The following is an 18,271-nucleotide window of genomic DNA, read 5'->3' as shown; positions in this document are numbered from 1 at the left end:
TTATTGGGACGCCGTACAGGTAATAATTTGGTTAACGGCTTGGCGATCGCCAATGACATTGATCACAGTTGGCAGATTTTCTGCGGTAAAACCCTGGGGACAATGAATTAAACAGTAGGGAATCCCCGTTTCCTGGAGCGCCTCCTGGGGGGCTGTGGTTTGACTTAGGGCAATAATTTGAGGGAAAGGTTCACCACCATAGACGGCGATCGCCTCAATGACCAGTTGGAACCCCCCCGGTTTAAAGCTGGGATTGAGTTGCCCATCGTATTCAAACTTACTGAGCATCAACTGCAGTGCATAGACCCGATCCGCTTGAAATTGCCCCATTTGCGGTACGGATTTGGCCCGAAAAACAGGCACCAGCTCCCTAAAGGGAATATCCACAGTCCGCCACTGGTCTGCGGTGGTCTCAAAGGAATAACTGTAGCCAATGCCATCCCAACGGTTTTCACAGCGGGCAATAAATTTGTAGCGTTGGCCATCGCCCTTTACCCGGAGCCGGAACCCTGCATATTTAGATAAATCCCAGGGATTGGCCAAACTTTTTGTCCGTACCGATGCAAAACCGCCATTGTTATCGGTGGAGACATTACCAGTAAATAGCGCCCCGGCTGGGGTTAATCGTAATTGACTTTGGCTGACGCCCCCCATCACCACGTCGTCCACGGCCCCCCACAGTTGGGCGAGGGCAGGGGTCGCTTGGCGAAAATTAAACAGTTCCCACTGGGGCGATCGCCATTGGGGGTCTCGGCTCGCCTGGGTGAGGAGGGATTCTCTGGTTGTGGCGGCGAGATCGGCACAAAGAATGAGCATGGCTGCTCCATCGCAAGATTCATCGGCATCTTGTGCCCAATGGGTTTGATAACCACGCTCCAAAAGGGCCTGCACAAGGGTTTGATTTTCTGGGCGATCGCCACCCACGACTAAAATTTTTCTCATCTGGGCGCTGCCTCCAAATGCTGTACTATCTGCCGCCATGTTTTCTTGACCCAACCAAGGTTTAATCAGCTGACTCCCCGGCATGACATCAAACTGAATGAGGGTCTGCATGAAGCGACCGAAATCCCAAATTGCCATTGTGTTTCCCTCGGTTGCCAATCCATTGGTCAAAGTTTAACGGGTTTCCCTGGGCGATCGCCAAAGTGAGACAGTGATCTCCCTTAATGGTTTGGATGAATGTAAGCCTTAAGTTGCGGCCAATGCTCCGGATACAGATCTTTAAGAACTGCCCCCTGGGCCACTTCCAAATCTTGGTAATCAAACCCTGGGGCCACCGCTTCCCCCAAAAGACCAAATTCGCCCGTTTCTAAAATGGCTGTTTTCCAGTAACCCCCTGGCACCAGGAGTTGGGGCACTTCCCCCGCCGCCAAGTCAAAGCCGAGCTTCGTAGTCTGCCACTGGCCTTCCGGAGAAAGGGTGTGGTAAGTGATTGCCGCCCCACCGTGGAAATAGTGCATGATTGGCGATTGGTTACGGTGCAGATAATCCATGGGCCGGGATTGACTGAGCAGATAGTAAATCGAAGTTAACAGTTGGCGATCGCCTCCCGGTCTCTCGGTGGCCATGGATAGTGCCGATCGGTAAGTTTCTCGGAAATAGCCCCCTTCCAAATGGGGCTCCAGGCCCAAATATTCAATTACGGCTGCTGCTGTCAAAGTCATAGAGTAAAAATCCTCTGGCTAAAATAAACGTGAAAATTAGCATTGATTTTGTTTGCTTTCAAGATAGCGCCTGATCACGGTCATCAAACAATCTAAAAAAATTTTTAGTCGATAATTTCAGCCAGTAAGACAAAATACCTAAAAATAAAATTTGATTTCGACGCAAGTCGCAGTAAATCGCAATAAATTTTCAGAAAATTAGTTACAAAACCACAGACAAGTTAAGAAAAACAAACTTAATCAATCTTGCTTGCGGGAAACCTTAAATGTTCATTAGGGTTTATTTTTTCGAGGCAAAGTCACCTCTATGATCAGTACCGTAAGCAATTTTAGGTCAATGCTGCGAAATTACTTTTTTGCTGCTGTTGTTGTGAGATTTCTCTTGACCAATTGTGTTTAACCCTGGCAAGACAAAATTTGTCACGACCTTTATTTACTATTTAGATCCGTCGCATTTTCCCTGGATTCAGGCTCACAAAGAGTCTTGAATTTTCTCCGCAAAAATTATTATTTCCCTTGGTGACGCATCATGATCCCCAAAATTTTAGTGATCGAAGCTGAATCTGATCTGCGAGGTAGCTTGGTTATTTCCTTAATTGTCGAAGGCTATGCCGTTACAGGTGTAGCGAATGGTGCCATTGGGGTTAGTTTGGCGCGACGGCTGACGCCAGATGTGATTATTTGTGATTTTCGCTTGCCCTGTCTTGATGGCCGAGAAATTTTTGGTCAATTGCGCCATGATCAATCCACCGAAAAAATTCCGTTTATTTTGATCAGCGCCGATGCTTTGCCAGAATATTCTGTGCCCAAGCCCGATTCTTTCCTCCGTAAACCCTTCGGTCGCCACGAATTAATGGATGCTGTGCTGCAGGCGATCGCCAAGCCCCTGGCTCCAAGTTTCTAGCGTCCTGAGAGTTTCACAATACCAATACCACCAAAATATAGGCCCAACACTGCCCCAGCCAAGAGCGATTGGGTCATCGGATCTGTCGAGGGCGTAATCACAGCACCGAGAACCACCGCCCCCAGCACCACAAAGCGCCAACCCTTAAGCATCAAGCTCGAAGAAACAATCCCCAGCCAGGACAAAATCATTTGTACCACGGGCACCTGAAACGCTAGCCCCGTAAAGAACATCAGACCCAGCACCAACTCAAAATATCGCTCAATGGACCAGGCCGCCTCTACGACATCAGCACCATAGGTAATGAAAAAATTCAAGGCCGCTGGAATTAGGGCAACGTAGGCGAAGGCCAAGCCCGCAAAAAACAGCACACCAGACCCCAACACAACGGGAGCAAGGAGACGCCGTTCCCCTCGGGTCAGCCCCGGTAAAACAAACTGAATGACTTGGTACAGAATGAAAGGACTCGCCAATAAAACGCCGGTGTAACCCGCCACTTTAAATGACAGAAAGAAAAATTCGCCGGGGGCCACCTGGATAAATTTCACCCCAACGGCAGGTGCTTCTAAGATTTGGACGATAGGTTTGACAAAAAAGAAACAGCCGATCCAACCGACAACCACGGCAATTAGAGAATAAAAAATACGCCAGCGGAGTTCTTCGAGGTGATCGAAAAAGGACATTTCCACTTCATCGGGGATCTCCCGCATGGGATCTGGGGACTCGGTTGGGGGCATTTTACTTTGGGTCGAGGTCATGGTGAAGAAGGGTGCACAGCAGAGTTTTATTTTAACGGAGGTTTTTCGGGAAGTTAGGGGGAATCAGCCTTTTAGTTGATGTACCCGCAGCCATTGTTCGGGGGTAATTTTGAAGTTGGTACTGCTGGGGGTATGGATAACATCGAGATCGCGCAGGATGCCATCAAATCGCAATTCTATCTTGCGTAGGGGTTGACCGAGGAGTTTGCGAATAAAGCGGATTTGACTGCGGGGTTTATCGGCTCGGAGGCGCTTAGGGTCCGTCCAATAGTCGAGGTCTTGAATGTCTTTGGGGGGAATGACTGTGGGCAAACTAATGATTTCGGCGATCGCATAAATTCCGGCAGCTTCACCGGCCATCCAAATTAAGACGCCATCACCGACTTGAATTTTATTTTTGTAGCGGGTCACAAGCCAGGGCATTTCCGTTTGTTCACGGATGGCATCAAGTACACGATGGTAACGGGGGTTCCCTTGAAAAAGCCAATATGCCATCTGATCCGGATTGAGAAAATGTAAAGGATGCTGAGAAATACAATACCGCCATTTCCCCAATGCGGTAAATTCTTAGCAGAATGGTATCGCACCACCAATACGGTTCATCTGGATTTTTTAGCCCATTACATCGGCAGATATTTTTTATGGTTGCTCCCGCTTCAAACACAATTTCGACCAGGCTACTTTATCCCCAAATTGCGTCTTTACTGATTTTTCAGGGGGTGTTTGCCGATCCAGTTGGTCAGACTTTTCTCGCACTGTTAGAAAGTTTATATTCAGACCAAGCGGCCCAGTCCTCTGGGTCAACGGCCAGTATTCAGTGTTTGCGACGGTACGGGCGCTGGTTTCAAGCTTTGGCGATCGCCGATGTGAGTTGGCAAGATTGGCTCGTGGGACGTATTCTCCAGGATGATAATCCCTTTAGTCGCCAGGCCCAGGTGAAATCCCTAGGGGAAATGAGTCATGCGCTGCAAGAGGCGGTGCGCCATGACCTGACGATTTTGCACCAAGTGTATTTATGTGAGCCAGAAACCGTCCGCTATTGGGTCACCGTTGCTACCCAGGTCGCCACCACCCTTACCCCTTGGCGGCGATCGCCTGTTATGGATAATGCCTTTCTCCATTCCCACGACGCTTGGCCCGACTCCCTTGAGCAGTTGGCCGGTTATTACCATCGCCACGGGGCGGGTCAGTTTAGCCAATACGGTGCCTTCCGTTGGGCCGAAGCCAGTTTGCAACCCGTCGTTGATCCCGAATGGCTGCCCCTCGACGATATTGTGGGCTATCCAGAACCGAAAACAGCTTTAATTCGTAATACCGAAGCCTTGCTCCAGGGTTTACCGGCGTTGAATGTTCTCCTGTACGGGAGTCGCGGTTCTGGTAAATCTTCCCTGGTGAAAGCTTTGTTAGGGGCCTACTACGATCAGGGCTTAAGACTCATTGAAGTGGACAAAACGGGCCTGGGAGATTTACCGCAAATTGTGGAGATCCTCCGGCAGCAACCCCAAAAGTTCATTATTTTTGTTGATGATTTGTCCTTCGAAGAGGATGACGAAGTGTTTAAGTCCCTCAAGGTGGTACTCGAAGGCAGTATCCGGGCCAAAGCGAGTAATGTCGTCGTCTATGCCACCTCCAATCGTCGCCATTTGGTGCGGGAATTTTTCGAGGAACGGTCCCGACCCAGCCAGGCAGAGGAAATTCATCACTGGGATACGGTTCAAGAGAAATTATCCTTTAGCGATCGCTTTGGGTTGACCCTGACCTTTGCCCCGGCAAATCAGGCGACCTATCTGGAAATCGTCCACCATTTAGCCCAGAAAGCTGGCTTAAATTTGACTCCGGCTGATTTAGACTTTCAAGCGAAGCAATGGGCCACTCGTCACAATGGTCGCTCAGGCAGGACAGCCCGTCAGTTTATTGATTTTTTGGTGGCAGAACAAGCCTTAAATTTCCCCCAGTAGCCTGTGGTGACGAGGCCCCAACGATTAAAGAAATCTTAAGGGTAGAGAAAATCGTCAAACCCAACACAGTTCTGGGCCAATTCTTCGTTAGAATAACAGCACCTTCTTTAACCACTTAATTTTTTAGTTTTTTAAAACATTGGCTTCCTAACAATTGTGTTAGCAAGCCCTGACACCTATGGACTCCAGTGGCTCTCCCGGCAAACCTGCCGACCCTTCCCCCCGATGGTCTGATCTGCTTGGTACAGCGATCGCCCTTTTGACTTTGACCATTCCCTTGCTGATTATTGGTTATTACTCCGACCGACCCGTCCAGAACCTCGCCCCGGATCTCACCTCCTCTGTGTTACTGAAATAATCCTGCGGGCAAAGGAACCGCTTCTGTGTAGAATGCTTGAGGGCGATCGCCTAGCACTTTTTTAGCGTGTTTTGGGGCCGCCTCAATCTTTTGTTCTGGATATATTTGGAGAAATTACCCGTGGATTTATCTCGGATTCCTGCCCAACCGAAAGCTGGTTTGATTAACGTTTTGATCGAAATCCCCGGCGGTAGCAAAAACAAGTATGAGTTCGATAAGGATATGAATGCCTTTGCCCTCGACCGGGTGCTTTTTTCTTCGGTGAAATATCCCTACGACTACGGCTTTGTGCCCAATACCCTCGCCGATGATGGCGATCCCCTCGATGGGATGGTCATTATGGACGAGCCGACCTTCCCCGGTTGTGTCATCGCCGCCCGCCCCATTGGAATGTTAGAAATGATCGACGGTGGCGATCGCGACGAAAAAATCCTCTGTGTTCCTGCCGAAGATCCCCGTTACAACGACATTAAATCCATCAAACAGATCTCCCAGCATCGCCTAGATGAAATTGCCGAATTCTTTGCCTCCTACAAAAACCTGGAGAAAAAAGAAGTAGAAATCCTTGGCTGGAAAGATATCGATGCCGTTGCGCCCCTCGTCGAAGAGTGCGTAAAAGCTTACAAATAGAGCGCCATCAATTGACCCTATTTAAAGGTGGGCGTGTCCTTAGCTGGGATGCGCCCCTTACTTTGGGTTCTAGGCCAAAACACCGTGGAGGAAAATGTCGGCGATGCCTTCTGCCATCTCCCGGAGCGACTCTGGGGTCGCATGGGGGTCAGCGATGGTCACATCAGAAAAGCCGGCGATCGCAAACATCCCTAAAAAGACCTGGGCGACGATGTGGGGGTTCATTTTTCGGTAAATGCCCTTTTCCATGGCTGACTCGAAAAATGCCTCGGCAATGCCGGTCATCTTATCGATCACTTCTGCCTGGATTTTTTCCTGCAATTCTGGGTGGGCTTGGGTTTCAATGAAACAAACCTTCAGCAAATTTTTGTTTTTGTGCATATTTAGCATCCGGTGGCGCATCACCTGGGCGATCGCCTTGTAGCTGCCCATCTCACTCATTTCCGTTAAAAAGTCCGTGAGGAGATCCATCCAGCCGAGGGTCGCCACTTCCACAAGGATGGTCTTTTTGTTGCTAAAGTGACGAAACAAGGTGCCCTCTGCCACTTGGGCCTTGGCGGCTAATTCCTTTGTTGTGGTTTTTTCATATCCCTTTTGGGCGAATAACTGTAGCGCCGCCTTCAAAATTCGGTCCCGGGGCTGGTCTGCCGCGCAGTTCTCTGCTAATCCTGTCTTTGGCGATCGCTGCTGAAACATGACCATCTTTCCTACGTCCCATATACAGTATCTAACTACTTTTATTGTGTCTTAGGAGACGAAATCCCCTCCCTTAGCCTTCATAAAACTTGAGGTGCTCCCCCAGAAAATATTGAGAAACATTTAGTGACAGAACAACAAACTAAGCGTGCAATTCATTATGGAAAATACAGCGACCTATTTTTGTGCCTATTGTGGAGAAGAAAGCATTACTTTTGTTGATCTCAGTGGTGGTTTTTCCCAGAGTTACATCGAAGATTGCCAAGTCTGTTGTCAGCCCAATCGTCTGTTTATCACCATTGATGAAGAGACCCTAGAAGTGACCATTGAAACCGATATCACCTATTGATTTACACTACTTTAAAGCAAATCAAAAAACTATTTATTTTTGCATTAAATACTTCTGGCAATCCACTCTATCTTAAGGCTATCAATATCTTTTTTAAATTCTAGAAGCAACGATTTTCCTTATTATGGCCGATTTTTACAGTTAACTGCCCCACTATAATCGAAACAATGCTTCTTAAATCATTGTCATCATGAATATTGCGATTAGAGATCAAAATCTGATGCCCTCGCCTTTGCATCTTCTCTTCAGCAGCACTTTGTTTTTTAGCGCATCTTTCGCAGTTTCAGTGAAGGCCGAAGTTTATCAAGGAATTGATTTTCCCCAGGGGGCCAGCTCTTTTGCAGATCGGGTAGTGAGCCTAGAATACAATGGGGCCACCGATGTCAGTGGCGAATATCGTGATAGCTCCCGCGCCCTAGGAATTCCAGATGGTAACCACGTATCCCTCGGTAATACCTCAGATCTCACGAATTCCTCTGCGTTGATTGTGGAGTTTGTGAATAATCGCCTGGTGGATGCGCCAGGGCCAGATCTTTACATTTTTGAAGTGGGGCCAGCGGTGGAAGCCACCAACGTGTCGATTTCTATAGATGGGCAGCAATGGTATGAGTTGGGACGTATTCAAGGTTCTACTCGTTCTGTGGATTTAGCGAAATTCAATAATTTGCCAACTGGTGCTCAATATCGCTTCGTGCGATTACGTGATTATCCCGACTGGCGAACGAGTGGTAGTCCCTACGGTGGCCCAGATATTGATGCGATTGGAGCCATTGGCTCTGTGGCAGCACCGCCGGAACCAATGCGAGTACCTCCTGTAAACCGGCCTGATTTGTTTAATCCTGAGCCAGAAAATACGATCCAATCGAGTAACGGCTCCCAAGCTTGTCGCAACGGGAATGTGACTTTCCAAGCAATTGGGAATCCCCAAGTATCATTGCGCTTTGAGCCAGCCCAGGGATTTGTGACGGTTCCCTATATTGGCATTATCACCCATCAACAACGGGGAGAAGTGGCCCGGTTTGAGTATTCAATTTCAGTGGGCTATCCTAGGGCCAATCTCATTTTGCAAAACAGCACAACCCCGACGGATCCGCCCAGCTTTCCCATCTACTTTTTTGATGGTCGCTTAATGCCGACTTATGGGGATGTGAAATCGGAGTATGCGATGATCTCCGGTTTTGGTGCCTATGATCATTACTTCAATGTCGAAGGCGGTTCTCGCACAGGGGGCGGCGAAATTGGTGATGTGATGTGGCGTCAACAATGTTCGGGCTAGAGCAAACCCTTAGAGTCTGGGCAGAGGAAGGCGATCGCCTTGGGGATCATCTAATAATAAAATGTGGCGATCGCCATCAATTTTGAGCCAGCCTTGCTGTTGAAATTCTTTAAAGAGTCGGGTGACAGTGACACGGGTGGTGCCGATGGCATCGGCGAGATGCTGGTGCGTAAAACGATAACGAAGTCGGGTGATGGTCGCTTCTGGTTTGCCCATTTCATCCTTCAGGAGCAGCAACAAAGAAATTAAGCGGTCTTCAATGCGTTTGAGACCGGCGATCGCCAGAAGATATTCGGCTTGACGGAGGCGCTGGAGAGTCTGTTGGAGCAATTCTTGTTGCAGGCTAGGGGACTGTTTCACTGCCTTGGCAGAATGGCGCACCAGACGACTGTCCACAAGGGCGATCGCCTCAATTCCTTCCAGCTTAGTCATAAATGACCCCCAAAAACTGCCTTTTTGCAGCCAACCTAACACTGTCACTGTCCCGTCGGTGGTATGGCTCCGGAGCTGCAAAACACCCCGTTCCACCTGCCAAATATCCTGAGAATAGCGGGGAATGACCTGGCCCCGTAGGAAGGAATGGCAAACTTTTTCCGCAGCGTCCATGGGCTTACACGACTCAAAGCGTTGGGCAAATAAATAATAGTTGCTGACAAAGATGATTTTGGTTAAAAAATAACTGAAACTTCGCTTAGGATAAAGGCAATAGTTAAATAAAATGTAATCGTGAGTTTAAGGTTAATCCTCTGCAAAGCACCAAACCACGAAGAGAACCCCTAGCCAAAATATAATTTGTTGACTGATCTGAACAAGGGAGCTGAACCCCCAATTGGCAAAAATCACGCCGCACTGAGTTGTGATATAGGTTGTAATCAAGAAGAAGGCACTGAGTCCCACTAATAATGCAATCATTTTTCTCGACCTTTTGCTTTAGAAAAAAGTCATAATTATTTAAAATTGAACATCACTAATTTTGTGAAAATAGCTGTGTTTTGACTCCTCTCATTGCCCTTAAAATTGCGATCAAAATATTGGTGATACTAGGAACAATTTTTCAGGTTTAAATAATCTTTGCTCAAGAGTACCAAGCTGTTTTGGCCATAAAGCCCCATTTGGGAACTTCTGGACTAGGTGCAGTAAGTAGCGTTACTTATTATAGTCTTTGTTGAGAATTTATAGCAAAAGCTTGGATTTGATGCACTCAAACATTGGCTATAAAGCCCTAACTTAAGTTGCCTCAAAAGACCATGATCCTTTAGGCGGAAAAAACAAGAAAAGCAATAGTGTTTTGATTAGCCTTTCTGATGATCGGCTTTGCTTTTGTTCAAACCTTTATGGTTCTTGCCTTGACGGCTACTCAAGGACAATTTTTCATCGCTATAATTAATAGCCGTTTTAACTTGGTCTTAACTTAGATTAAGGAGTATTTATACTATGTACATCAAACGTTTTCTGTTGGTGGCGATCGCCTCTGTTATGAGCCTTGGTTTCTTAGGTGCTTGCGGCCCTGAGACAACTGCTCCCACCGATGAAACAACCACGGAAGAAGTTCCCGCTGAAGGTGAAGTTACCGAAGAAGCCCCCGTTGACGGTGAAGTAACTGAAGAAGAAGTTCCCGCTGAAGGCGAAGTTACTGAAGAAGCCCCCGTTGACGGTGAAGCCACCGAAGAAGCACCTGCTGAAGGCGAAGAAACCGCTAACTAATTATTTGGCGATCGCCTCGTGCTTGGCTCCTCAACTCTTAGCGGGTTGGGGAGCTTTTTAACGGCAAAGGGTTGAAATCCCCGCCCCTTGGGGCGTAATGCTCTATAATCATATCGTTGACACGGCAACGGATAGCGAAAACCAAGCTAGAACATACAAAGTATTTTTTGTGACCGTGATTTTTGTCCTCGGGAACCGGGGAGTCCGCCTATCGCCAGAATATAAGACTCGCTATTCCTCGGAATAGAAAGCTTTTCTTTGGGTAGGAAGCCCCGCTGCTTGCGGCGGGGTAGTTCACTTCGCTTCAATAGCAGCAGCCAGCCCAGAAGGGTGACGGCTCAACTTTTCTCTTCCCTGGGAGCCACACGAGATAACCGCCACCAATTTCAAACAACCCCGCCAATACAAAATACAGCAAAGATTTGAGGATGACACAGGTCATTGGGAAAGCTCCTGGGCGATTTTAATCAGTCGTTTTTCTGTACAAACATAGTCTAAGGGCACGTCCCAGGGATCGTTGGGCAGGGTCGGCACAAAGCAGCATTCAAACACAATACCCACTGTGGTGACGGGCTGGGGTAGGGTGGCAAAAAATCGGTCATAAAATCCAGCGCCGTAGCCGAGGCGATCGCCCCTTTGACTACAGGCAAGGGCGGGTACTAACACCAAATCGATGGTCGCCAGATCAATTAAAGGAGTCGTGGCTTCCGGTTCACGGATCCCAAATTTACCAGGCACAAGGCGATCGCCCCTTTGATAATGGTGCCAAGCGAGATCGGCCCCCACACAACGGGGTAATCCCCAAGTTTTAGGGGCATTTAGCAAAGTCTGTAAACAAGGCTCTCGGTGATGGGATAGGTAGCTCAAAATCGTGATGGAATCCTGCCAGAGCTGACTGTCCCGGAGATGCTGACAGATGGCGGCATTGGCCTGGTGCCAAGTCGATTCCGGTAGCGATCGCCGCCGTTGCTTAAAAGTTTGCCGTAAGTGCGTTTTTTGATCCATATCCATGGATATACCAGACCCATCACCGCCCCGGCAATGGGGGCAGCTTTGAGTCTAAACGTTTCTGATAGGCTAGAAAACGTTTTCGCGGGTGCGTATGACTGATCGATTTTTATTTAGGAAATTCTGGGTCGTTGTGTTGATGGGAAAAGTGACGCGATGATGGAAGCGCAAGTACACCAAATCCTGGTGGCGATCGCCCGTGAGCAAGATATTAGCCCCTGGCCCCATCATTTAACCCTGGCGCGGTTGGTGGCGCGGGGATTACGCCTAGGCCGTTCTGCCCTGATTCAAACCAGAACCGGCATCGAAGACTATGCCTTGAGCTATCTAACCCCTGCTCTCTTGACCCCAGAGCCTGTCGTCATTGTCGTCCCCCAGCTATTGTTGACTTGGCTCCAGACGGAGGAAATTCCGCGACTGCAACGCTTACTGGCAACCAAGCGCCCCATTGTCACCGCTGAATCTGGAGGTCAGCCCCATCCCAGCGCTGTCACGCTCCTGACCTCTACCCAGTGGTTAAATAGAATGACTGGCGATCGCCCCCCGGCCCCGGTGACAACAATTCTTAATCCTGTCGATGAACTGTGGCAGTGGGCCCAAGATTTTTACCGTTGCCAACTGCAACTCGCAGATTGGGAAGCCCTCAAGCAACAAAACCCTGCCCAGCAGGACTTCATTCAGAGCCAGTACGACCAACTGAAAGCGCAATTGCTGCGGCGATCGCCCAATCCCTACCATTGCTATCCCCTCGACCCAGACAATCAACGTCGCCTGGCTGCCTGTTTTCAACTTCCCCGCTTACCCGCAGCTTGGCGCACCTTTACGGATACCTGGCAGCATCGCCACCAGTCCCCCCTCTGTTGGGCGCAGCTCCACCAACGGGATGGCCGATTTTCTCTCCAAGTGGCCCCCCAAGCCCTTAACCACAGCCTGGCGCCCCTCTGGCAAAGGCAGCCGACTTTACTGATTGGGAGTTTTCTCGAACCCCAACGAGAGGCCCCAAACTTTTGTGCGCAAATTGGCCTCAACCCCGACCAGCTCACCTGTGTAGATTTTGCGCCTCCCCGCCAACAGCATCAAGTGCGCGTTTATCTGCCGGAGCAACGTCTTCCTTTACCCAATACCCCAGAATTTCAAGAGGAATTGTTACACCAACTGCGTCATTTGATCCGCCGCCACCCCCACCACAATCGCCCCATTGTTTTGTTAATTAATGATGTGCCCCTCCAGGCGCAGATGGGGGCCGCCCTGGCCGCTGAGTTTGGGTCGCGGGTCAAGGTCGAAACAACTAATCCCCAGGCCGACAGTATTTTGATCTGCGGTTGGGCCTTTTGGCGACGGCTCACGGATCCCTTATTTTATGGTCAATCTGTGGGCTTCCCGTTACCTCAACTGATGGCGATCGCCACCCTCCCCCTCCCATCCTTAGAAAATCCCCTGGTGGCAGCCCGCGTCGCCCAATACAAACAAAAACGCCAAGATTGGTTTCGCCTGTACCTATTACCCACAGCCCTCCAAGAAATGCAACGGGCCACTTATCCCCTCCACCAAGAGCAAAGCGTGATCGCCATTCTCGACAATCGCATCAACCACCGCGCCTATGGTCAACAGATCCTAGATGCCCTCCAGCCCTGTTCTGTGTGTAATTATCTCGAACCCAACTGGCTGGGAAGTTGACTTTTTTTTTGAATACCAAGGCAAAAGTCAACACTCTTGTAACAATTTGCAATATTTCGTAAAAATATGTTAAGATTGTCCGTGTAGACAAACAAAACAGGCAATTTTATGGTTACTGACTTCAACTACAAACCCGAAAATCTTTTCACCCCCGTTATTTTCCGTAAGGACTTCAGTGACGCGACCATTTCTGCTACCCAAGCTTGGTCCCTCTTCTTCTCTGCGGGTCAAGAAGAAAACCTCTTTGGCCAAGAAAAAGAAATCGGTTGGTTTTACAACAACGTGTTGTTAGCCGGTGGTGTCGCCTTTGCCCTCGCCGCAATCTTCTTTAGTGCTCCTTTGTCTCCTCTGTTCTAGGTCTCGCTGGACTTGTGCTAAAACCTAAACCCCGAAGGCAGCCCCGTGGCTGTCTTTTTGTTATGGTAAAAGCCTGATTCAAAACGCAAAGTTAGGTGGCGATGGCTCCTCCGATTCACAGCACGACAAATCCTTGGGATCAGGATTTTCAACCCTACACAACCATTATTGATGTGCGATCGCCAGCGGAATTTGCCGAGGATCATATTCCCGGTGCCGTCAACTTTCCGGTACTCAGCAATGAAGAGCGGGCCTTGGTGGGCACCATCTATACCCAGCGATCGCCCTTTGAAGCCCGTAAAATTGGGGCCGCCCTCGTGTCTAAAAATATTGGCCGTCACTTAGAAACGCATTTTTTAGAAAAGCCCAAGGAGTTTCATCCCCTCATCTACTGTTGGCGCGGCGGCCAGCGTTCCCACAGTTTCGCGACGGTACTCAGCCAAATCGGTTGGCAGACCACCCTACTGAGCGGGGGTTACAAAACCTATCGTCAGTACGTGCGCCAAGCCCTTGCCCAGTTCGGGGCAACCCTGTCTTTACGGGTGCTCTGTGGCTATACGGGTAGCGCCAAAACTAAATTACTCCAGGCGTTACAGGCAGAACAGTTTCAAGTTTTAGATTTAGAAGCCCTCGCCGCCCACCGGGGATCTCTGCTGGGACAAATGTGGCAAACAACGCCCCAGCAACAGCCTGCGCAAAAGTGGTTTGAGTCGCAACTGGTGGCCCAGCTCAAAACCTTTGATCCAGGGCGACCGATTTGGGTCGAGTCAGAAAGTAAAACCATTGGCAAAATCCATGTGCCGAAACCCCTCTGGGAAAACATGGGGCGATCGCCGGTGGTGGAAGTGGTCTTACCGATGGCCGAACGGGTCAAGCTGCTTATCGCGGAATATCCTCACCTCATCGAACATCCCGCGACCCTAAAACAATTGCTCAGTCACCTTGTTCCCAAATATGGCAAGCGCAAAATCCAAGCTTGGTATGCCTTAATTGATGCCCAACAATGGCCAGAATTTGTTGAAGCGATTCTCGAAGAACATTATGACCCCACCTATCGGCGATCGCTGCCCCGCCACTTTCGCCAACCCCAACAAACAATTCACCTCGATGGGTTAGACCCTGCCGATATTCAACGCTTTATCCAGACCCTCAACCCGGAACAGTAAAGGGTTTACGCTGCTAATAAAAATCCCCTGCTGCGGGGATTTGTCACCTATCAAAATTATCTAAGCCAAGTCCCCAAAATTAGGGAGTACGCTGTAACGTGGAATTTTCTTCCGGGATAATCGCCCCTTCGACGGGACAAACCTGAATACAGATGCCGCAATCAATGCACACATCAAAGTCAATCCAGTACCAATCGGTACCTTTGGCGTTTTTGCCGGGGCCATCGTGGATACAAGCCACAGGGCAAGCTTCGACACAGTCCGCGATGCCTTCGCAAACGTCAGTCACAATGGAATGGGGCAAGGGTTTTTCCTCAAAGATGTACTGCTTGTTGTTATTGTTTGTAACCGATTCCTTGCAAGAAGATCAACGTTTCGCTACTCCTTCCTAAAGAATGGTCTGGAATATCGTCCTTCTCTGGGGGGACAGGCGATCGCCCCCAGCCCAAGCCTCAAATTTATCGACTATGCTTAAAACAGCACGCTTGATGACACAGGACTTTAGACTATGGCAGGCTTCAGTGATTTAGTACAAAAGGCTTTTTACCTTGGGGTCGGGGCCGCTTCCCTCGCCGCCGAAAAAGCAGGGGCAACGATCCATGATCTACGCGAACAGGCCCAGGTCATCGCCGATGAAATGGTGCAAAAAGGGGAGATGAACGCCGAGGAGGCCAAAAAGTTTGTCAATGAAATGGTCAAGCAGGCCCAACAGCGGGTGCCCCAAAGCCCAGAAACAACAGACTCGAACAGCGAGACCAAAGAGCCGCGGCGCATTGAAATCCTGGACGATGACGAACCCGAAAACACTGACGCCATGGACGAAGCGGAACGGCTCCGGCGGGAAGTGGAATCTCTCCAAGCAGAGCTGAATAATTTGAAACGATAAACGTAGCTGTTTTGGAAATAGATAACTGGAAATAACGATGTCTGATGCTTCTTTATCACCCCAAACCCCAGAAGTTTACACGGGTTACTACGGCGAATTTACGATCACTGATGCTGATCGCCAGGAGGTTTTTCTCTATCGTTTGGGGTTGGCGATCGCCGCTGGGACATTCAGCCTCGGCACTGCTTTCGCCCTTACTTTTGGGGATCAGGGTTGGGCGCCGGGGCTGATTTCTGGACTATTTGTCGGGTTTTGTGGTGGTCTGGGTCTCAGTTTGGCAAAGATTCATATTTATCTAATTCCCCTACACCGACTACTCCAGGGCTTTTGGCTCGTGGGCTGTGGGGCGGCGATCGCCTTTGGTCTCATTTTTCCAGAACCGCTATTCGTCACCGTTTTAGATCAACCTCAAACTCTCTGGGGCATTGGTTTTCTTTTTGCGGCCTTAACGGGAATTTTCTTTAAAGAAGGCTTTTGTTTTCGACGTTTGGAAACAATGCTGTTGACGCCCCTGGTGCCCCTGCTGCTTTTGGGCCACTTGACTCAGCTTTTACCCTTAGAAGTTGCCCAAATTGGGTTCAGTCTGTGGAGCGTTTTGTTTGTGATTTTTGCGGCCCGTAAATTTACACAAAAGCCCGCCGATGATATTGGTGATAAAAGTGTATTTGACCATCTCAAACAAACCTAATAATTAATGCCCCTCGTTACTGCTGCTGCCCTGGTTGACCAGGCAAACAATGGCCAAGTGGTGAGCTTCCCCACGGATACGGTGCCTGCCCTCGCGGCGAAACCCGACGCTGCCCCACTGATCTATCAATTGAAACGGCGATCGCCCGATAAACCGCTGATCCTGATGACGGCTTCCCTGCCGGAGATTTGGGACTATGTGGTGGGTAGTGAGACAGAAAAAGAACAATGGCAGGCGATCGCCCAGCAATATTGGCCAGGAGCATTAACCCTCGTTCTACCCGCTTCTGCAAAGGTTTCCGCCGCAATGAACCCCACCAATTCCGGCACCATTGGCGTGCGTGTCCCCGATTTAGACTTGGCCCAAGGGATTTTGCGAGAAACAGGCCCCCTCGCCACCACTAGCGCCAACCGTTCCGGTAGCGACCCCCTCGAATGGATGACGGCGATCGCCACAGAATTTCCAGAGATCCCGGTGCTCGATTGCACAACCCAGGAACAAATGGGCAAGATAGGCAGTGGGCAGCCCTCGACGGTGGCCCAGTGGACAGGCTCCGGCTGGCGCATTCTCCGTCAGGGGACTGTCAGCCTGAATGTTTAGCAATTTTTACCAACTAAAAATCAATGGTAAACCGGGCCGACAATCGATGTGTTGCCCAGACTGTTCTCCATCAAAACCCAGTGCAATTCCGTGATGATTACCGATTCTTCGACTCACTTGTGCCGTTCCTAAGACAGCTTGTAGTGCTGGCGAAGGTGAATTAGTCATCGGCTGAATCAATTCCACACGAGTGACTTCTCGCCAGCCAATGGGGTGTTTGATAGGCTGTGCTTTATCGGGAGAATATTGGTCGGAGCGTTGGCCAAAGGGTGTTTGAAACAGCAGCGGTTCGCTGAGGATGTCACTATTTGTACCCATAGCAATACTTAGGGGTTCTGGTAAGTAGACCGGCTGGTAAGTCCAATGGGGAAAAGCCATAGAGTTAGAACCACTGGCTGTAGGCCGTAGACAAATCCCGAAAGGACACTCTGACTGGCGATTTTGCCACCGCTCCCAAAGATGGGTTGGACGGGTGAGGTCGGCAATCGCTTCCTCTGGATCATGTACCCACAGTAATTCCAGCATGGCGTTATGGAAAAAGAAGCGGCGATTGCTGGTGCCCTGTCCGGGATGAATATTTGCTGTTCCTTCTCTTAAGCCAAGGGCAATGAGATCATTAGCAATCTCTGCACCGACATCGACACAGATAAAGAGATGGTCGAAATGAACTACTCCAGCCTAAGAGGCATGGAGTTTCCGACGCTTCATCGCTCCTAGTTGCCTCATGCTTCCGCAATCGGTAGAGCTAGGCAGCTCTGCGTCTAAAGAGGCCAGTTCCTGACCCCTTGCCCAGGCTAAATTAACCTGAGCTACATTGATTCTCTTTAAGTGATCAATGTGGCTACCGTTATAGCATATTATTTCCACACTGGTTGGTGATTCCGCTTTGCTACATCACCGCGCTATCCTTCCCTACCCTAAAGAGAGATAGGGACTGCCGCGCTAAAGTTCAAATGCCATTGCTTTGTTCTAGATCATCCTAGATGTTGTGATTGAAATCATCAGTTTAGGCTTGGTCTTGCCCCTGGCGTAGCCCAAAGACGAGGCCCAAGCCCACGATCCCGGCCAAGAAAGAATAGGCAAAGTAATCATGGCTGTGTTCCGGTTGGGGCACTTCGCTAATGGCGTTGGCATCGATCCCCTCTGCTTGGACGGGCACAATGAGGCGATCCCAGTGGCTATCGTCGGCGGAACCAATTTCGACGGCCCAATCTCCGGCCTTTGTTGTGTCAGCCTTGAAGCTAAATTTCCCATTTTCGTCGGTGCGGCCAATCATGATTGGTTGGTCTGGATTGTCAGGGGAATAAACCGTCACGGGAGCATTGGGGAACACTTCGCCATCGCCAAAGGTGCTTTGGATCTCAAAATTATCGAAGCGCACCTGGAAGTTCGTTTCAATGGCGTGGGCCAGGGCGGCTTTGGGAGCCAGACAGCCGATGGACAAACAGGTGATGGTGGTGAGGAGAGACTTGATATTCATAGATACTGACTGAAACAGGGCGTAACCTGAAACCTAGGGAATTGGGAAAAATCTGAGGCACCAGCATAAACCGGCCAGGGCCTTAAAATTGGCTTCAATTATAGCCAACCTT

Annotated in this window: 24 protein-coding genes and 1 pseudogene; 14 read left to right on the top strand and 11 right to left on the bottom strand. The window is 49.5% G+C overall.

Annotated features, from left to right (window positions below):
- Together AWQ21_RS06560 and AWQ21_RS06555 are read right to left on the bottom strand one after the other, a co-directional pair.
- Positions 1–1,080 (bottom strand): CIA30 family protein, encoded by a 1,080-nt coding sequence (locus AWQ21_RS06560; protein WP_065713845.1) that lies wholly within the window; start codon positions 1,078–1,080, stop codon positions 1–3.
- Positions 1,081–1,163: 83 nt separating this feature from the next.
- Positions 1,164–1,664, bottom strand: coding sequence for a cupin domain-containing protein (locus tag AWQ21_RS06555; protein ID WP_065713844.1), 501 nt, complete (start codon positions 1,662–1,664; stop codon positions 1,164–1,166).
- 529 nt (positions 1,665–2,193) lie between these two features.
- Here AWQ21_RS06555 and AWQ21_RS06550 point away from each other — a divergent pair.
- On the top strand, positions 2,194–2,568 hold the full coding sequence (locus AWQ21_RS06550; RefSeq protein ID WP_065713843.1) for a response regulator: 375 nt from the start codon (positions 2,194–2,196) through the stop codon (positions 2,566–2,568).
- On the opposite strand, the gene tatC is transcribed toward AWQ21_RS06550, so the two are convergent.
- Together tatC and AWQ21_RS06540 are read right to left on the bottom strand one after the other, a co-directional pair.
- Positions 2,565–3,326, bottom strand: coding sequence for a twin-arginine translocase subunit TatC (gene tatC, locus AWQ21_RS06545; RefSeq protein ID WP_065713842.1), 762 nt, complete (start codon positions 3,324–3,326; stop codon positions 2,565–2,567). The two genes, AWQ21_RS06550 and tatC, sit on opposite strands and share 4 nt — an antisense overlap.
- A 63-nt stretch (positions 3,327–3,389) precedes the next feature.
- Positions 3,390–3,821, bottom strand: coding sequence for an EVE domain-containing protein (locus tag AWQ21_RS06540; RefSeq protein WP_065713841.1), 432 nt, complete (start codon positions 3,819–3,821; stop codon positions 3,390–3,392).
- A 146-nt stretch (positions 3,822–3,967) separates the two neighbouring features.
- On the opposite strand from AWQ21_RS06540, the gene AWQ21_RS06535 reads away from it, so the two are divergent.
- The 3 genes from AWQ21_RS06535 (at position 3,968) to AWQ21_RS06525 (ending at position 6,272) form a co-directional block, all read left to right on the top strand.
- Complete coding sequence (locus AWQ21_RS06535) at positions 3,968–5,284, top strand: ATP-binding protein (RefSeq protein WP_065713840.1); 1,317 nt, start codon at positions 3,968–3,970, stop codon at positions 5,282–5,284.
- Positions 5,285–5,462: 178 nt separating this feature from the next.
- Positions 5,463–5,642, top strand: coding sequence for a hypothetical protein (locus tag AWQ21_RS06530; protein ID WP_065713839.1), 180 nt, complete (start codon positions 5,463–5,465; stop codon positions 5,640–5,642).
- Positions 5,643–5,762: 120 nt separating this feature from the next.
- Complete coding sequence (locus AWQ21_RS06525) at positions 5,763–6,272, top strand: inorganic diphosphatase (RefSeq protein ID WP_030006311.1); 510 nt, start codon at positions 5,763–5,765, stop codon at positions 6,270–6,272.
- A gap of 69 nt (positions 6,273–6,341) precedes the next feature.
- Here the strand turns inward: AWQ21_RS06525 and AWQ21_RS06520 are convergent, their stop codons facing one another.
- Positions 6,342–6,968, bottom strand: coding sequence for a TetR/AcrR family transcriptional regulator (locus AWQ21_RS06520; RefSeq protein WP_012306850.1), 627 nt, complete (start codon positions 6,966–6,968; stop codon positions 6,342–6,344).
- A 160-nt stretch (positions 6,969–7,128) separates the two neighbouring features.
- On the opposite strand from AWQ21_RS06520, the gene AWQ21_RS06515 reads away from it, so the two are divergent.
- Positions 7,129–7,317, top strand: coding sequence for a CPXCG motif-containing cysteine-rich protein (locus AWQ21_RS06515; protein WP_065713838.1), 189 nt, complete (start codon positions 7,129–7,131; stop codon positions 7,315–7,317).
- 286 nt (positions 7,318–7,603) lie between these two features.
- Entirely contained in the window at positions 7,604–8,593 is a 990-nt protein-coding gene (locus AWQ21_RS06510) for a hypothetical protein (RefSeq protein ID WP_157094711.1), read from the top strand.
- A gap of 9 nt (positions 8,594–8,602) precedes the next feature.
- Here AWQ21_RS06510 and AWQ21_RS06505 read toward each other — a convergent pair whose 3' ends face one another.
- Positions 8,603–9,199 (bottom strand): Crp/Fnr family transcriptional regulator, encoded by a 597-nt coding sequence (locus AWQ21_RS06505; RefSeq protein WP_065713836.1) that lies wholly within the window; start codon positions 9,197–9,199, stop codon positions 8,603–8,605.
- Positions 9,200–10,027: 828 nt separating this feature from the next.
- Between AWQ21_RS06505 and AWQ21_RS06500 the strand changes: the two genes are divergently transcribed.
- On the top strand, positions 10,028–10,297 hold the full coding sequence (locus AWQ21_RS06500; RefSeq protein ID WP_065713835.1) for a hypothetical protein: 270 nt from the start codon (positions 10,028–10,030) through the stop codon (positions 10,295–10,297).
- A gap of 304 nt (positions 10,298–10,601) precedes the next feature.
- Here the strand turns inward: AWQ21_RS06500 and AWQ21_RS16180 are convergent, their stop codons facing one another.
- Together AWQ21_RS16180 and AWQ21_RS06495 are read right to left on the bottom strand one after the other, a co-directional pair.
- Positions 10,602–10,739 carry a hypothetical protein gene (locus AWQ21_RS16180; protein ID WP_083997980.1) on the bottom strand — a complete coding sequence of 46 codons (138 nt, stop codon included), beginning with the start codon at positions 10,737–10,739 and terminating at the stop codon, positions 10,602–10,604.
- The gene (locus AWQ21_RS06495; protein WP_065715249.1) at positions 10,736–11,302 is read right to left on the bottom strand and encodes a 5-formyltetrahydrofolate cyclo-ligase; all 567 of its coding nucleotides are present in this window, start codon (positions 11,300–11,302) and stop codon (positions 10,736–10,738) included. Before AWQ21_RS06495 ends, AWQ21_RS16180 begins: the two co-directional genes overlap by 4 nt.
- 159 nt (positions 11,303–11,461) lie before the next feature.
- On the opposite strand from AWQ21_RS06495, the gene AWQ21_RS06490 reads away from it, so the two are divergent.
- The 3 genes from AWQ21_RS06490 (at position 11,462) to mnmH (ending at position 14,505) form a co-directional block, all read left to right on the top strand.
- On the top strand, positions 11,462–12,982 hold the full coding sequence (locus AWQ21_RS06490) for a helicase C-terminal domain-containing protein (RefSeq protein ID WP_065713834.1): 1,521 nt from the start codon (positions 11,462–11,464) through the stop codon (positions 12,980–12,982).
- Positions 12,983–13,090: 108 nt separating this feature from the next.
- Complete coding sequence (locus tag AWQ21_RS06485) at positions 13,091–13,339, top strand: hypothetical protein (protein ID WP_065713833.1); 249 nt, start codon at positions 13,091–13,093, stop codon at positions 13,337–13,339.
- Positions 13,340–13,440: 101 nt separating this feature from the next.
- Positions 13,441–14,505 carry a tRNA 2-selenouridine(34) synthase MnmH gene (gene mnmH, locus AWQ21_RS06480; RefSeq protein WP_065713832.1) on the top strand — a complete coding sequence of 355 codons (1,065 nt, stop codon included), beginning with the start codon at positions 13,441–13,443 and terminating at the stop codon, positions 14,503–14,505.
- Between the two features lie 79 nt (positions 14,506–14,584).
- On the opposite strand, the gene AWQ21_RS06475 is transcribed toward mnmH, so the two are convergent.
- Positions 14,585–14,809 carry a ferredoxin family protein gene (locus AWQ21_RS06475; protein ID WP_065713831.1) on the bottom strand — a complete coding sequence of 75 codons (225 nt, stop codon included), beginning with the start codon at positions 14,807–14,809 and terminating at the stop codon, positions 14,585–14,587.
- Between AWQ21_RS06475 and AWQ21_RS16175 the strand changes: the two genes are divergently transcribed.
- From AWQ21_RS16175 to AWQ21_RS06460, 4 genes are read left to right on the top strand one after another with little or no spacing between them, the layout of a single operon-like run.
- Positions 14,801–14,980 (top strand): hypothetical protein, encoded by a 180-nt coding sequence (locus AWQ21_RS16175; RefSeq protein ID WP_157094710.1) that lies wholly within the window; start codon positions 14,801–14,803, stop codon positions 14,978–14,980. The genes AWQ21_RS06475 and AWQ21_RS16175 overlap by 9 nt on opposite strands.
- 33 nt (positions 14,981–15,013) lie before the next feature.
- Positions 15,014–15,391 (top strand): phasin family protein, encoded by a 378-nt coding sequence (locus tag AWQ21_RS06470; RefSeq protein ID WP_065713830.1) that lies wholly within the window; start codon positions 15,014–15,016, stop codon positions 15,389–15,391.
- A gap of 37 nt (positions 15,392–15,428) precedes the next feature.
- On the top strand, positions 15,429–16,079 hold the full coding sequence (locus AWQ21_RS06465) for a DUF2301 domain-containing membrane protein (RefSeq protein WP_065713829.1): 651 nt from the start codon (positions 15,429–15,431) through the stop codon (positions 16,077–16,079).
- Between the two features lie 6 nt (positions 16,080–16,085).
- Positions 16,086–16,679, top strand: a complete 594-nt coding sequence (locus tag AWQ21_RS06460; protein WP_065713828.1) for an L-threonylcarbamoyladenylate synthase — start codon at positions 16,086–16,088, stop codon at positions 16,677–16,679.
- A gap of 6 nt (positions 16,680–16,685) precedes the next feature.
- On the opposite strand, the pseudogene AWQ21_RS06455 reads toward AWQ21_RS06460, so the two are convergent.
- Both AWQ21_RS06455 and AWQ21_RS06450 read right to left on the bottom strand, forming a co-directional pair.
- A pseudogene (locus tag AWQ21_RS06455) lies at positions 16,686–17,330 on the bottom strand (hypothetical protein); the annotation flags it as partial.
- Positions 17,331–17,685: 355 nt separating this feature from the next.
- The gene (locus AWQ21_RS06450; RefSeq protein WP_065713826.1) at positions 17,686–18,159 is read right to left on the bottom strand and encodes a hypothetical protein; all 474 of its coding nucleotides are present in this window, start codon (positions 18,157–18,159) and stop codon (positions 17,686–17,688) included.
- Between the last annotated feature and the right edge of the window lie 112 nt (positions 18,160–18,271).

The sequence above is a fragment of the Picosynechococcus sp. PCC 7003 genome, assembly GCF_001693255.1.
Taxonomy (GTDB): Bacteria; Cyanobacteriota; Cyanobacteriia; order Cyanobacteriales; family MRBY01; genus MRBY01.
Note: the sequence above shows the minus strand (reverse complement) of the source record. Positions and strands in the feature narration are given on the sequence as shown.